The following is a 14,474-nucleotide window of genomic DNA, read 5'->3' as shown; positions in this document are numbered from 1 at the left end:
CGGAGCCGGGAGCCTGGCGTTACGACCCGTCAAAGGAGCGGATATAGTCCTGGACATCGATTGTCTTGCCGCTGCGGGCGCTCTCGATCCCCGCGAAGATCAGGGCTGCCGCGTGGAGGTTCGCCTCGACATGGGTCTCCATCTCGGCGCCGCCGTCAAGCCAGGTGCAGAATTTCTCGATCAGCCAGTTGTTCAGCCATTTCGGCTGGGTGATGAGCTGGATCTTCTGGCCCTGGCCCTCGCGACAGCGCTGGCGCACGAGCTGGCTACGCGAGAAGATTTCGATCTCGCGGTTGTTCAGGATCGCCGTGCCAAATTCGCAATCGACGCGGATATATTCCTTCATCCAGTCGTTCAGGCCGACGGCGGCCGAGGACGAGCCCTCGTAGATGCCGCGCACGCCATTCTGGAACACCATCATCACGATGCCGTCGGTGTCGCCGGCGTATTTCGCCCAGTCGGGCTTCCAGGTCGAGGCGGTCAGCGACTGGCATTGCGCCCCGGCGAAATCGGTGACGAGGTCGAGATGATGGACCGCACCCTCGATCATCAGCGGGTCCTGCATGGTGTGTCGGAACAAAGCGCCCCAGGCGAGGTGCTCGCGCATGTCGGCGAAGTAGCGGCAGCTGACATTGTTGACGCGGCCGATCTGGCCGGACTGGATGACCTGGCGCAGCGTCGTCTTGTCCTGGTCGAAGCGGTGGCTCATTGTCACCGCCATCTTGCGTCCGGCGGCGCGGATCTTGCGGGCGATGCGGGCACTGGCCGCCATCGTGTCGGCGATCGGCTTCTCGCAAAGGATGTCGACATTGTGCGCCAGCGCGACGTCGATCACCGCCTCATGGTAGCCGGGCGGCACGACGATCGTGCAGAAATCGACCTTGTGGGCGGCGAAGGCGGCCTTGGGATCGGTATAGCAGGCGGCTTCCGGCAGCTTCAGCGCCTTGCGGCCGAATTCGAGCGCCTTCGGGTCGATATCGACCAGCGCCACGACCTCGATCGTGCCGTCGGCGATGTTCGAGGCGAGGAACTCAGTGCACCAGCGCCGCCCGAAGGTGCCGACGCCGACGTGGATGACCTTCTTCGTCATGGTTCAGATTCTCTCGGGCTGAGGCAGGGCAGGGCCGTGGGTGTGGTTCCAGAGATGGCCGACGCGCTTGCGGCCCTCGAGCGATGTCTCGAAATAGACGGCCTTCACCGGCTCCGAGACACTCGCCATGTCGTGATGGTGGCCCATGCCGAGAGCGACGCAATCGCCCGGGCCGCTGTCGAAGAAGCGGTCTCCGACGACGACGGTGCCGCGGCCTTCGAGGACGAGCCAGTACTCATCGCAATCATGGTAGTGGGAATCGACCCGCGTTGACTTGGGATAGGAGACCGGGTCGCCATTATTGGTCGCGTTCGGCTCGTCGGCGACGCGAAAAATGCCGCAACCGGAGATATCCTCGCCCCAACTCCCGCACAGCCGCACGACCTGCGTCTTCGCGCCATGGCCGGTCGCGCTCCAGGCGGCGAAGCCGGGCTTGTCGTGAATGTCGAGAAACTGGCCTTCCTTCAGGATGACGGAGCCATCCGGCCCCATGATCTGAGCCGTGCCGCCGGTGCAGAGCAGGCGCTCCTTGGCGGTTGCCTGCTTGCGGGACGCCGCCTGGTTCTCGGGAAGGTCGATGATTTCGAAGGAGCGAAGCGTGCACCAGGCCGGCGGCGCTTCAAGACTGCGGAAAAGCGACAAGATCGGCACCTCGGAACGACATGGATGGCAGCCGGAGGTGAAAGGCAGTGGCCGTCGCGCCCGCGCGAGCCCGTCCTGGCAACCTCCCGGCGAAGACCCTGCCCGCAGCCTTGAGCGGCCGAAGTGAATCTCCACGGTTAGAATGACCGAGCCGCCATCAGGCCGATAGGACAAAACCGGGAATGGTGGGTAGAATTGGGAAAGCCGGGTGCCAGCAAGGACATCCGAGAATGGCGTGGGGCAGACGGATCTGCAACCCTCGCCAGGAGGAGCGCCGTGACCGATTCAACCTATGCAAAACCGCAATCGCTTACGCGCGTGCCGGGCGCGGCGGAGCTGCCTGTCCGGCACGGCGAGCCGCCCCGGCCGTTCCGCATCGTCACCGGCACGGAGCAGGACTGGGAGGGCGTCGCAGCTGATGAGCTCGTGCTGGTCTGTCCCTGGCTGGCGGGGCTCGACCCCGCAACCGGCCTGTGGCTTGCGGCACTGCCGATCCATGATTGCAACGCCTTCATCGATGGCGACTGGGTGCTCAATGCCCCGGCGCAATTGCGCGAGCGCTGCTATGTCGGCGTCTTTGCGCTGGACCGATTGCGCTCCGGCCCGCAGATCTTCGGCCCCCTGCGCGACAGGGGCGTCACCCGGCTGATCAACCTGCCGAGTGTCAGCTTCTTCGACGGCGCTACCGCGCAGACATTCGGCCGGCTCTCCTTCACCCTGGAGAGCGAGATCGCCTTCCTGGCGCAGGCGCGCAGCCTCGGCTTCGGCACGGCCCTGTGCGCGCGCGCGGAGGCTGAGCCTGCGCCCGGGAGGATGGCGCAGTTCGACTTCGTGCTGCGCCATCGCGGCCCCGGGCATCCGCTGGTGATCGAAGACGGCTGAGCGCAGCCACCAGTCCAGCTGCGCTCATGTGCGTCCGGTCGCCTATTTGATGTAGCCGCGCCGGCGCATGAACTGGGTCGCCTTGGCCTGCAGGTCGGCTGCCGCCTTTTCCGGCGTCTTGGTCTTGGCGCAGGCGGCATTGGCTTCGTCCGCCACCATCAGCAGGATCTGCTCGGCCTCCTTGACCGGGATGTAGCCGAAGGTCTCGCCGCTGAAGGCCGCGCGGACCGCCGGGTAGTGCGGGTTCTTCGCAACCAGATCGGCATCGCCGAGCAGGGAGAGCCGGGCCGGCGACAGGCCCGCCTCGGCATTGCGCTTGGCGATCGCCTTCGAGGTCAGCCAGGCAACGTAGAGCCTTGCCGCATCCGGGCTCTTGGCCTTGCCGTTGACACCGATCGAGGTGCCGCCGAGCAGCGCGCCGGAGGGCGGCGAGACCGCGGCGAACTTGCCCGCGACCTGCGACTTGGCCGGATCGGACAAGGCGGCGAGCCCACCGGCCCACATGATGGCGTGGGCCGACTTGCCGGTCGAGAAGCTGTTAAGCACCTCGTTATAGTCCCAGGTCAGGTTGCCGGGCGGGCTGATCGGCTGGAGCTGCTCGGCCATGAATTTCAGCGCCTTGATGCTGGCCGGACCGCCGAGATCGGGAACGCCCGCGGCATCGACATAGGTGCCGCCAAAGGCGTGGTAGAGCAGCGACCACATCACGTAGCATTGCGGCGTCTTGCCAGCCGGCAGGGCGTAGCCATAGCTGCCGTCGCCGGTCAGCGCCTTGCCGCGCTCGAAGACCTCCTCCCAGCTCGCAGGTGCCTTGGCCGCGATGCCGCGCTTGGCATAGTCGGCGGTGTTGTAGAGCAGGAAGGCGACGTCGCCGAGGATCGGCAGGCCGACCAGCTTGCCATCGTGCCGGCCGTAGATGTCGAGCACCTTGGGGGCGTAGTCGTCGAGATCGAGCGCCGGAGCACCTGGGACGCTCGCTGCCGTCGACGAGAGATCGGCGAGGTAGGGCGCCAGATCGTTCTTCCACTGATAGACGAACAGGCTGACATCATAGGAATTGGTGCCGCTCGACCAGTCGAGCATCAGCTTGGCATAGTGGTCGCTGGGCGCGCTGCGGGTGACCTGGAGCTTGATGCCGGTCGCCTCGGTGAACTCCTCGCCGATCTTGATGGTGGGGTCGAAGGGTGGACTGGTGCGGGAGAGCACGTTCAACGTGGTGCCCGCATAGGTTTTGGGCAGGGCGTCGGCGGCGAAAGCCGAGGCCGAGGCTGCGAGCGTTCCGGCGGCCAGGCCTCCGGCGACGAATTGGCGTCGGTCGATGCCGTTCATGGATATCTCCTCCCTCGCTTGCGTTTTGCCGGAGCGCCTTGTGGCGCTCCCCTCTCATCCCTTGACCGCGCCCATGGTGAGACCCCGGACAAGGTATTTCTGCATGACGACGGCGAAGGCCACGACCGGCGTCGAGATCATCACGGCGGCGGCGCCGATCGCGCCCCATTGCACGCCGTACTCGTTGCGGAAGCCGATCACGGCGAGCGGCGCGGTCGCGGCGTTGGACTGGGTCAGCGCCAGCGCGAACAGGAACTCGTTCCAGGCGCCGATGAAGACGAAGACGCTGGTCGCGACGAGACCACCGCCGACGAGCGGTACCATGATCTTCCAGAAGACCTGGAACTCGGAGCAGCCATCGACGATGGCGGCCTCGCGCAGCTCGTTCGGGATCTCGCGGAAGAAACCGCGCAGCAGCCAGACGGCGAAGGGCAGGTTGAAGGCGCAGTAGACCACGATCAGGGTCAGGCGCCGGTCGAGCAGGCCCGCCCTGGAGGCGGCGAGGTAGAGCGGGATCAGGATGGCGATACCCGGCACCATGCGCGCAACAAGCACCGAACCGAGGAAGAGCCTGCTGCGCTTGTTCAGGTGCGCCAGCGAATAGGCTGCGGGGGCGGCCAGCAGCAGCACGGCGAGCGTGGTCGGGATCGCGGTGAGCAGGCTATTCTGCAGGTAGAGCTGGAAATTGCTGTCGACGAAGATGGTGCGGAAGCCGTCCAGCGTCGGCGCGAAGACGAAGCGCATCGCCAGCGTATCGACCGGCTGGCGGAAGGCGGTCAGCACCATCCAGGTGTAGGGAAAAGGTAGACGAGCGCGATCACGGCCCAGAGCGCCGTCAGCGCGGCCATGCGGCCCTTGCTCGTCTGGCTGAGGTCGACACCATTCATCCGCGATCCTCCAGCGCACTGCGGAAGAGCCGGAGCAGCAGCGGCGAGCTCGCTACGAGCACAATCACGACGAAGATGCAGGCGATGGCGGTGGTACGGCCGATGTCGAAGGCCGAGAAGCCGGTCTTGTAGGCGAATATCGTGATCGTTGTCGTCCGGTCGCCCGGGCCACCACCGGTGAGCAGCCAGATCTTGTCGAAGTCACCCATGGCGGCGATGGCGCGAAACGAGGTCGCGATCAGCATGTAAGGCACGAGATGAGGCAGGGTGATGTAGCGGAAGAGCTGAAGTGACGTCGCGCCGTCGACCTTGGCCGCATCGATGGTGTTGCGGTCGAGCGCCTGCAACCCCGCCAGGATGACCAGCATGAAGAAGGGCGTGGTCTGCCAGACATCCATCAGGATGATCGAGGGCAGCGCCATGGCGAGGTCGAGCCAGGAGAAGCCGGGCAGGCCGAGCCCGCGCAGGGCCGTGTTGAAGACGCCGGAATCCTCCTCGTAGAGCAGCTTCCAGAAGATGCCGATCACCGAGGGCGTGATTACCATCGGAATGATCATGATCGAGCGGAAGAACGAGCGGGCATAGAACTGCGTGTCGAGCAGCAGCGCGAAGATGGTGCCGAGCGTCAGCCCGCAGCAGATCGAGACGAAGGCGTAGATCAGCGTGACCCGCACCGCGGACCACAGCTCCGGGCTTATCAGGACATCGCTGTAATTCTCCAGCCCGACATAGATGTCCTGACTGCCGGGGCTGGTGAAGATCCAGGCCGTGAAGCTCGCGTGAAACGCGAACAGCATCGGGCCGAGATAGATCAGGGCCAGCACGCCGGCTGCCGGGGCCAGGAAAAGCAGCGCATTGCGGCGCTGGCGACGCGCCGAGGCGGAAGCCGTCATGTCCTGGCGGAGCCCGTAGCGCGCCCCGTGACGGGATAGAGCGGGTCGGTGTAGCCCGGCGTCGAGGCATGGCCGGGGGGCACGAGGCTATCGAGGAAAGCCTCGTCCTCGGCATCGAACGCCTGGTCTAGCGCCGCGAGGTATTGCACCCATTGCGCGTCGCTTTTCGGCCCGGCGATCACCGCCGGCACTGCCGGATTAGCCAGGACCCAGTTCAGCGCGAAGCCGATCATGCTGCCGCCGCGCGCCTCGACATGGCCGCGGATGCGTTCGGCGATGGCGAGCGATTCCGGCCGGAACTCGGTCTGCAGCAGGCGGGGGTCGTTGCGGCCGGCGCGGGTGTCGGCGCCCGGAGCGGTCCCCGGCCGATACTTGCCGGTCAGGACGCCGCGCGCCAGCGGGCTGTAGGGCACGACGCCGATCCCGTAATTGGCGCAGGCCGGAATGTACTCGACCTCGGCCATCCGCGTCATCGCGTTATAGGGCGGCTGTCCCGCGACCGGCTTCGGCGTGCCGATCAGGCCGCAGAGCCGGATCAATTCGGCGAGGCGCCAGCTCGCGAAATTGCTGATGCCCCAATGCCGGATCTTGCCCTGGCGGATCAGGTCGCCGAGCGTCTCGACAGTCTCCTCGCTGGCGACGGAGCGATCGTCCATGTGCAGGTAATAGAGGTCGATCCGGTCGGTACCGAGCCGCTTCAGGCTCTCCTCGACACCCTGCATCAGCCAGCGCCGGCCGAGACCGCCGCGGTTCGGCTGCGACGGGTCGACCGTCGCGCCGATCTTGGTGGCGAGGATCCAGTGATCGCGATCGCCGGCAATAGCGCGCCCGACCAGTTCCTCGGAACGCCCTTTCGTGTAGCTGTCGGCCGTGTCGATGAAGTTGACACCGGCCTCGCGCGCGCGGGCGACGATGCGCTGCGCCTCGTCCTCCGCGGTCTGGTCGCCGAACATCATGGCGCCGAGACACAGGCGCGAGACATGCATGCCGCTGGAACCGAGGCGTCGATAATTCAAGTCAGTCTCCTAACGTGGATCAGGTGGCGCGAGGCTCAGCCCTTGACCGAGCCCATGGTCAGCCCGCGCACCAGGAAGCGCTGCATCACCACCGCGAACAGCACGACCGGCGTCGATATGATGAAGGCGGCGGCGCCGATCGAGGGCCATTGCACGCCGTATTCGCTGCGGAAGGCGACCATGGCGAGCGGCGCGGTCGAGGCGAAGCTGTTGGTCAGGGCGAGAGCGAACAGGAACTCGTTCCAGGCGGCGATGAAGACGAAGACGCCGGTTGCGACGATGCCGCTCGAGGTCAAGGGCAGCATGATCTTGAGGAAGACCTGCAGTTCCGAGCAGCCGTCGATGATGGCGGCTTCGCGGATCTCGCCCGGCACGTCGCAGAAGAAGCCGCGCAGCAGCCAGATCGCGAAGGGCAGGTTGAAGGTGGCGTAGAGCACGATCAGCACGCCATGGGTGTCGAGTACGCCCAGGCGGGAGGCGACGAGGTAGATCGGGATCAGGATGGCGATGCCTGGCACCATGCGCACGACCAGTACGAAGAGCAGGAAGCCGGTGCCGCGGATCGGCAGATGCGCCAGCGCGAAAGCGGCAGGTGCCGCGACTGTCAGCACCACGACCGTCGTCAGCGTCGAGACGATGATGCTGTTGAGCATATAGGCGCGGAAGATGCTGTCGCCGAGCACGCTGCGGAAGCCTTCCAGCGTCGGCTCGAAGATGAAGCGCAGCGAGAGCGTGTCGACCGCGGAGCGGAACCCGGTCAGCACCATCCAGGCATAGGGGAAGAGATAGACGATGCCGAGGCAAAGGCAGAGCAGGCTGAGCAGCAACCGCTTGGCGGAATGGGAGAGCGTGAACGTCATGCCGGCCTCCGCGCGGTCCTGAACAGGTGCCGCAGCAATGGCGCACTGGCGACCAGCACGATGACGACGAAGATCATGGCGATCGCCGTGGTCCGGCCCATGTCAAAGGAGGAGAAGGCGATCTTGTAGGTGTAGACGGTGATGGTCGTGGTCGCCTCGCCCGGCCCGCCCTGCGTCAGCAGCCAGATCTTGTCGAAGTCGTTCATCGTGGCGATGCCGCGAAAGGCCGCCGCGATCAGCATGTAGGGCACGAGATGGGGCAGGACGACATAGCGGAAGCGCTGGAAGACGTTCGCGCCGTCGACCCGCGCCGCATCCATCAGGTTGCTGTCGACCGATTGCAGCCCGGCCAGGATCACCAGCATGAAGAACGGCGTATTCTGCCAGGAATCCATGATCACCATGGCGAAGAAGGCATGGTCGAGCCCGAGCCAGGCGACCTTTGCGAAGCCCATCGCGACCAGCAGCGAGTTGAGCACGCCCTGTTCCTGCTCGTAGAGCAGCTTCCAGAAGATCGCGATCACCGCCGGCGTGATCACCATCGGGATCAGCATGATCGAGCGGAAGAACGAGGCGAAATGCAGCTCGTTGTCGAGCAGCAGCGCCAGCAGCGTGCCGAGCGTCAGGCTGAGCGTGACCGAGGTCAGCGTATACAGCAGCGTGATCTTCACGGCCTGCCAGAAGGACGCGGCCCCGAGCACGTCCTTGTAGTTCTCCAGCCCAGCGCGGATCGTCTCGCTGCCGGGCTCGGTCAGCACCCAATGGGTGGTGCTGGTCATGACCGCGTAGATCATCGGCCCGAGATAGACGGTCGCGAGCATGATCACCGCCGGCGCCATGAACCAGTAGGGCTCGAGCGGCACCTTTGCCCGGCGATGGATCTGCCCCTTGCGGAGTCCGGCCGGCATGGTCTGGTGTCCGGCCGCCAGAATTTGCGAACTCGTCACGGCTGGCCGCTTACTGGATATAGCCGCGGCGCTTCAGAAGCGTGGTGACGCGCTCCTGCAAGGCCGCTGCGCCCTGCTCCGGCGTCTTGGTGCCCGAGCAGACGGCATTGGCCTCGTCGTAGATCTGGATGTTGACCTGCTCGGCGTCCTTGATCGGCGCATAGGTCGCGACATTGCCCTCCATCGCCTTGAGCACCGTCGGGAAGAACGGGTAGCGGGCATTGGTCTCGGCATCGAGCAGGGCCGAGCGGCGCGTCGGCGAAAGGCCGACCAAAGCGGTCTGCTTGACGATCTCGGGCGAGGTGAACCAGCCGACGAAGAGCTTCGCCGCATCGAGATTGCGCGACTTAGCGCCGACCGAGACGCCCCAGCCGCCGAGCAGCACTGTCTCGGGCGTCGGCGCGTAGCCGATCGATTTGGCGATCTTCGACTTGGTCGGATCGTAGAGCGAGCCGACGCCGCCGGCCCACATGTAGCCCTGCGCCGCCTGAGCCGATGAGACGCTCGCGATCATCTCGGGGAAATCCCAGGTCAGGTTGCCGGGAGGGCTGACCGGGCCGAGCTGCTCCTTCATGAAGCGGAAGGCCTCGACGCTCGCCTTGCTGTCGAGCAACGGCTTGCCGGTAGCGTCGAAATACTGCCCGCCGAAGCTATGGAACAGCGTGATCCAGACGCAGCAGGTTTGGATCGTCTTGCCGGCCGGCATGTTGTAGCCGTACTGGTCGCCCTGCTTGAGCTTGACGCCGTTCTCGACGAGCTGCTTCCAGGTCGCCGGCCCTTGCTCCGGATCGAGCCCGGCCTTCGTGAAGGCGTCCTTGTTCCAGACCGTGAAGGAGGTGTCGCCGTTGATCGGGATGGTGGCGAGCTTGTCGCCCACCTTGGAATAGGCCGCCAGGGCGCGCGGGGCGTAGTCCTCCCAGTTCATCGCGGGAATGCCGGCGACGTCCTTGTCGAGGTGGGCATGGTCGACGACGAACGGCGCGACCTGCTCCTTCCACTGATAGGCGACCAAGTAGATATCGAAGGAATTGGTGTTGGTCGTCGTGTCCAGCACCATCTTCTGATAGCGCTCGGCTGTCGGCAGGGCCGAAAATTCGACCTGGATGCCGCTGGCGGCGGTGAATTCCTTCGCCACTTCGGCAGATGCGACATAGGCCGGCGTGTTGCCCCAAACCACCTTCACCGTCTTGCCGGCATGGGTCCTGGGCAGGTTGCGGGTCGCTGCGGCGGCAGCGGCCTGAGCGGCGCAGTGTTGCACGAGAGCGGTGTACGAGGCGCCGGCGGCGAGAGCGCCCAGCGTGAACTGGCGGCGCGAAAGCCCCATCATTGTCGATCCTCCCATGTGGTTTCTTGTTGGGAGCAGGACAGCAGATCAAATATGCGGTCTCAATCGGCTTGTTGGGGCACACTGTGTAATTGTGGGTAACTTTGGACAGTGCTCCGGCCTGCCGCTAAAGCGCAAAAGATTGCTTTCAATCAGCATTCGGGTTCCGTTGATCGCCCGATCCCGGTCTGCCGCATGTGGAAGCAATTCCGAAGCGAGGCGCCCTCAGGGCCAGTGCTGAAATGGACACACAGGAGGGGAGCATGCGATCCGCCCGGCCAACGACGTAGTCTTAGTGAGGACACCGGACTTCAAGCACGCTATCGGCATTCAACATCGCCTCAGGCAACTCTCCCGCGCCTGTTGCATGTCGAGTATGCGGACGACCGTCAGCGCTCCCGCATCTTCAGGATTGGGCGTGGCGACGGCGCTGGGAAATGCCGCACGTAGGATTCGTCGCGCGGCTCAACCTCTGGATACCAGACCAGAAGCGTCTGTCGCTCGGGGTCTGCCTCATCGATCTCGACTCGGCCTTTTCCGTCCGTCGCTGCAGCAAGGTGTTCGGCCAGGAATTCGTGCAGCGCGCCGGTGATATAGCTGCGACAGGCGTCGCGAATCGCGTCTAGGCGAGCACGGCGCTTGTTGTTCGACAGTGCCTCGAGCTCTTCCACGGAAGCGGGCTCGTCGAGATCGTCACGAAACACCGTGACGTCGATGTCTTCCGAAAATCGCTCAATGAGTCCATAGGCTTTCGATAGCGATGTTCCGCCCTTGAACAATAGGCGTGGCCCTCCCGCTGGTCGTTCACGATAGAGGGCGTCGAGAGTCCAGCAGACCCAAAAATCCTTTTTGACATTCCCGATCGGGGTGCCGAGCCGGTTTGCTGTGGTCAAAAAGAGGTCGAGCTTCTCGGCGGGTGCGGCTGAGATGACTTCGGCATAGGCAACAGCGCTCACGAGTGCTTCTCCAGCTCGCCATTCATAGGTTCAAGAAGGGGCCGGAGAAAATCCTGCATCCAGATCGGCATGGCAGAGAGCCCCGCGCGAAGATCCTCGCGTATCTCCTTTCCATGCTTTGGAGCGGTGAGCAGCCTGCGAAGTTGGTTCTCGACGCTCCGTCGATCCTCTTCGGTGCTCATCATATCCTGCATCCAGTAGAGTGCTTGGACGACGCGCATGCCTGGGCGTCCCGCCCAGTAGAGACGGCTGGGTGCGGCCGATTTGAAATGGATGACCTGCTTCCCGAGCGTGATCGGTTTCAAGCGGGCATCAATCAGCACTTCAATGCGCGCCGGGGCCGCCGTGGTGAGGCCGAGGTCGTTTGCGGCAGTCATGCCGTCGACCACGACACGGGCTTGGTCCCGCCGCGTCACGGCTCTGATCACAGCGCGATAGTCGGGGACCGCCGTTTTGCCAGTGAGGTTGCTTTTTCGCGGCTTGTCGTAGAGCCCACGATCGATGCGACGGAGTTCGCCTGCCGCGACGAGGCGTTGCAATGTCTTGTCGATGGCAGCGCGGCTGGCGAGGTCCGCGAAATCGCCGGGCGTCCACACCTCTGCCGGCGTCGCGTCAATACGGGCCATAAGGCGCCGCCGAAGGTCTGTGGCCGGTTGATCGAGCATGTCCGAAATATGATGCAAAGTTCGGACGCTGTCGAGGGCGTCCTAACAATGCTGCATTCTTCGGACAAGCCGTGAGCCCCACCGGCGCTCAATCGACGTGAGCGTCGAGGTTTGCGAGAGCCGCGTTGAGCCGAGCAGGCATCCCCTTGATGTCAGTGTCAGCTGACGTGAACAATTACGTCGTATCCAGCCGCGGCGACTTGCCTCGGCTGCGCGATTATCGCCTTTCGTGAGACACAGCTTTCCCCGTTGCGGGGCTAGCCGCGTGATTGAGCTGGCGTTCCTCGGAAGGGGCGTTCCCGCGCGCTACGCTCCCCGCGCGCCCGGCAGCGCGATCTTATGCGGCATGGAATGCAGCCTGGCGTCTTTCCTGATCTTATCCAGATCGGGCTCGCTCTGCACGATCATCCATTTGCGCACGGACGCCACGACCGGGCTCAGGCTGTTCTCGTTCGGGCTCAGGAAATTGTAGGTCGCGCCCGTATTGATATAGGCTGAGGAAGCCGCCTGGAGCGAACGCGACGCCAGAAGACGCGATGCGACGGACAGCCAGCCAAGCGCGATGCCCTGCCCGTTGAGCGCCGCCTGGAGCGCGACCGCATAGTCGGAAAAGACCATCAGCTGATAATTCCTGGGCATGTCGATCCGGGCCAGCCGCGCGAAAGTCTCCCAGTCGCACCAATGATCGCTGAGCGCGATCAGGGTATGCGACTTTCCCGTGCGGGGACGGTCGAACGTTCCGACCCGGCTGAGATAATCGAATGAGGCGATCGGCTGGATGTATTCCTCCATGTAGAAGGTCTCGTTCAACAGAGCCTGCGCGGCCGGAAAACGCCGCAGCCCGAGATCGGCGGTGACGGCCGAGGTTCCAACCCCGCCCTGAATGAGTTCGAAGCGCAGATCGACATCGGGAAACGCCCGGTTGAAGTCGGGCAGCCGAGGGATCAGCCAGTGGGCCGCCATCGACGATGAAATTGAGAGCAGGACCGCCTCGCGATGGTCTTTGCGCCTCTCCCATGACGAGATCAGCGTTTCAAGGGAATCAAAAGCCTCCGTCAGGATGGAGCTCAAGGCCACGCCGCTCGCGGTCAGCCGGACCTTCGGACCGGAGCGCGCGAAAAGCTGCTTGCTGATCGCTGCCTCGAAATTGCCGATGGCCTTGCTGATCGCCGGTTGAGATACGTTCAGCTCTTTCGCGGCGCGCGAGAAATTTCCATGGCGAGCGGCCGCCTCGAAAGCATAGAGCACATGCGCCGGCGGCAACTTTGATCTCATACCATAACCCTTGCTTATGATGAAGATACGGTCAAATTCTGATCGAATATCAAAAGCCTCATTTTATATCACTAAAATCAGCATCTTAAGCAGAAATTAGTGCGCAGTTTGACACATCAGGGCAGAAGGCGCCCCTTCCTTTCATAATTCATAAGGGAGGCTTTCGTGGTGGCTGACGTCCTGAATAGACGCACATTCAACGCACTGCTCGGCGGAACGCTCGGCAGCAGCTTGATGCCCAATCTCGCCTTCGCTCAAACACCGCGCAAAGGCGGAAGAGTTCGCGTCGCAATGGCGCAGCAGAGCACCAATGATACGTTCGACAGCGCCCGTTTCAGCAACGCCAATGACTATATCCGTGGTTCTGCGGTCTTCAACACGCTGACGCGCCTGGATCCGGCCGGCATGCCGAAGCCGGAACTCGCGCTTTCGTGGGAAGCCAATGCCGCGGCCACGGAATGGCGCTTCAAGATCCGCCCCGATGTCGTGTTCAGCGACGGACAGCCGCTCAAGATTGAAGACGTGGTCTATTCGATCATGCGCCACGCGGGCGAAAACACAGCATCCTCGGCCAAGCCGTTAGTCAGCAACATCCAGTCTGTGCGCAAGGAGGGAAACGACCAGCTCGTCGTGACCCTGCTCGGCGCCGACGTCGAAATCCCGATCCTCTTCGGTTTGCTGCAGTTCGCGATCGTCAAGGAAGGCACGACGGATTTCTCCAAGCCGCTCGGCACGGGCCCCTTCGTCATGGCTGCCTTTCAACCCGGCATCCGTACCATTCTCAAGCGCAACGAGCGCTTCTGGCAGGAGGGCAAGCCATATCTCGACGAGATCGAGATGATCTCGATCACCGACTTGAATGCCCGCGTCAGCGCGCTTCTGTCCGGCGACATCGATATGGCGGCCGACGTTCGTGGGCCTGGCATCGGGCAGATCGAGGCGAACCCTTCGACGAAGCTCTTCACAACGGAGAGCACCCGCTATGCCGGATTCCAATTCGACGTGGCTCGCGCGCCAGGCTCCAATCAGGATCTCGGCCTGGCGATAACCTACCTGTTCAATCGCCAGAAGATCGTCGACCTCGTGCTCCAAGGCCACGGCACCGTCGCCAACGATCATCCCATCGGCAAGATGAGCCCGTACTACAACAAGGATCTGCCGCAGCGCGAGTTCGATCTCGACAAGGCGAAGTTCCACCTCAAGAAGTCTGCTATCGGCACCACGCCGGTAGAGCTCTCTGTCAGTGATGGCGTCGTCTACAGCGTCGACATCGCCCAGCTCCTTCAACGCGAGGCTGCCCGCGCCGGGCTGGATCTCAAGCTTCGTCGCGAGCCGTCGGAGAGCTACTGGACCGCGGTTGCCGGCAAGCGCCCATATTTCGCAACGAATTTCTTCGCCCGCCCTTCGCCTAATCTACTGCTGGACGTCACTTGGAAGACCGGCTCGCAGTGGAACTACTCACACTACTCGAGCGCGCGCCTAGACGAGCTGATTGGCCTGGCCCGGGCGACGCTCGACCTGCAGAAGCGCACGGCAATGTACCATGAGATGCAGACGATCCTGCATGGCAGCGGCGCGCTCTCGATGCCCGTCTTCATGAGCTACATCGATGGCGTTTCGAGGCGAGTCCAGGGCCTCGTCCCCAACCAGCTCGGCAACTTCTCAGCCTTCCGTTTCGCCGATCAGATTTGGCTGGCATGACCGGAAG

The 14,474-nt window shown here is 63.8% G+C and carries 13 protein-coding genes and 1 pseudogene; 2 read left to right on the top strand and 12 right to left on the bottom strand.

Features of this window, described 5'->3' with window-relative positions; translation table 11 throughout:
• Positions 1 to 19 precede the first annotated feature (19 nt).
• Both QO058_RS29970 and QO058_RS29965 read right to left on the bottom strand, forming a co-directional pair.
• Complete coding sequence (locus QO058_RS29970; protein ID WP_284173446.1) at positions 20 to 1,090, bottom strand: Gfo/Idh/MocA family protein; 1,071 nt, start codon at positions 1,088 to 1,090, stop codon at positions 20 to 22.
• A gap of 3 nt (positions 1,091 to 1,093) precedes the next feature.
• A complete protein-coding gene (locus QO058_RS29965; protein WP_284173445.1) occupies positions 1,094 to 1,741 on the bottom strand; it encodes a cupin domain-containing protein in 648 nt (215 codons plus the stop codon).
• Positions 1,742 to 2,008: 267 nt separating this feature from the next.
• On the opposite strand from QO058_RS29965, the gene QO058_RS29960 reads away from it, so the two are divergent.
• The gene (locus QO058_RS29960; protein ID WP_284173444.1) at positions 2,009 to 2,614 is read left to right on the top strand and encodes a hypothetical protein; all 606 of its coding nucleotides are present in this window, start codon (positions 2,009 to 2,011) and stop codon (positions 2,612 to 2,614) included.
• Positions 2,615 to 2,656: 42 nt separating this feature from the next.
• Here QO058_RS29960 and QO058_RS29955 read toward each other — a convergent pair whose 3' ends face one another.
• The 10 genes and pseudogenes from QO058_RS29955 to QO058_RS29910 all read right to left on the bottom strand — a co-directional run bounded on the left by QO058_RS29955 (position 2,657) and on the right by QO058_RS29910 (position 12,754).
• The gene (locus QO058_RS29955) at positions 2,657 to 3,943 is read right to left on the bottom strand and encodes an extracellular solute-binding protein (protein ID WP_284173443.1); all 1,287 of its coding nucleotides are present in this window, start codon (positions 3,941 to 3,943) and stop codon (positions 2,657 to 2,659) included.
• Between the two features lie 54 nt (positions 3,944 to 3,997).
• Positions 3,998 to 4,729 (bottom strand): carbohydrate ABC transporter permease, encoded by a 732-nt coding sequence (locus QO058_RS29950; RefSeq protein ID WP_284173442.1) that lies wholly within the window; start codon positions 4,727 to 4,729, stop codon positions 3,998 to 4,000.
• Positions 4,730 to 4,826: 97 nt separating this feature from the next.
• Positions 4,827 to 5,723, bottom strand: coding sequence for a carbohydrate ABC transporter permease (locus QO058_RS29945; RefSeq protein ID WP_284173441.1), 897 nt, complete (start codon positions 5,721 to 5,723; stop codon positions 4,827 to 4,829).
• Positions 5,720 to 6,739 carry an aldo/keto reductase gene (locus QO058_RS29940; RefSeq protein WP_284173440.1) on the bottom strand — a complete coding sequence of 340 codons (1,020 nt, stop codon included), beginning with the start codon at positions 6,737 to 6,739 and terminating at the stop codon, positions 5,720 to 5,722. Before QO058_RS29940 ends, QO058_RS29945 begins: the two co-directional genes overlap by 4 nt.
• A 35-nt stretch (positions 6,740 to 6,774) precedes the next feature.
• Complete coding sequence (locus QO058_RS29935) at positions 6,775 to 7,599, bottom strand: carbohydrate ABC transporter permease (protein WP_284173439.1); 825 nt, start codon at positions 7,597 to 7,599, stop codon at positions 6,775 to 6,777.
• Positions 7,596 to 8,507, bottom strand: a complete 912-nt coding sequence (locus tag QO058_RS29930; RefSeq protein ID WP_284173438.1) for a carbohydrate ABC transporter permease — start codon at positions 8,505 to 8,507, stop codon at positions 7,596 to 7,598. Before QO058_RS29930 ends, QO058_RS29935 begins: the two co-directional genes overlap by 4 nt.
• A 49-nt stretch (positions 8,508 to 8,556) precedes the next feature.
• Entirely contained in the window at positions 8,557 to 9,873 is a 1,317-nt protein-coding gene (locus QO058_RS29925; protein WP_284173437.1) for an extracellular solute-binding protein, read from the bottom strand.
• Between the two features lie 437 nt (positions 9,874 to 10,310).
• Positions 10,311 to 10,826: pseudogene (locus QO058_RS29920) on the bottom strand (nucleotidyl transferase AbiEii/AbiGii toxin family protein); the annotation flags it as partial.
• Positions 10,823 to 11,491: a DUF6088 family protein gene (locus tag QO058_RS29915; protein WP_284173436.1), complete on the bottom strand. Its 669-nt coding sequence runs from the start codon at positions 11,489 to 11,491 to the stop codon at positions 10,823 to 10,825. The gene QO058_RS29915 and the pseudogene QO058_RS29920, both read right to left, overlap by 4 nt.
• Before the next feature lie 306 nt (positions 11,492 to 11,797).
• Entirely contained in the window at positions 11,798 to 12,754 is a 957-nt protein-coding gene (locus QO058_RS29910) for a LysR family transcriptional regulator (RefSeq protein ID WP_284173435.1), read from the bottom strand.
• 180 nt (positions 12,755 to 12,934) lie between these two features.
• Here QO058_RS29910 and QO058_RS29905 point away from each other — a divergent pair, with 180 nt between their 5' ends.
• Complete coding sequence (locus tag QO058_RS29905; RefSeq protein ID WP_284173434.1) at positions 12,935 to 14,467, top strand: ABC transporter substrate-binding protein; 1,533 nt, start codon at positions 12,935 to 12,937, stop codon at positions 14,465 to 14,467.
• Positions 14,468 to 14,474 lie beyond the last annotated feature (7 nt).

This window comes from Bosea vestrisii (assembly GCF_030144325.1).
In the GTDB taxonomy this organism is placed as follows: Bacteria; Pseudomonadota; Alphaproteobacteria; order Rhizobiales; family Beijerinckiaceae; genus Allobosea; species Allobosea vestrisii_A.
This window is presented reverse-complemented; position numbering and strand designations above follow the sequence as displayed.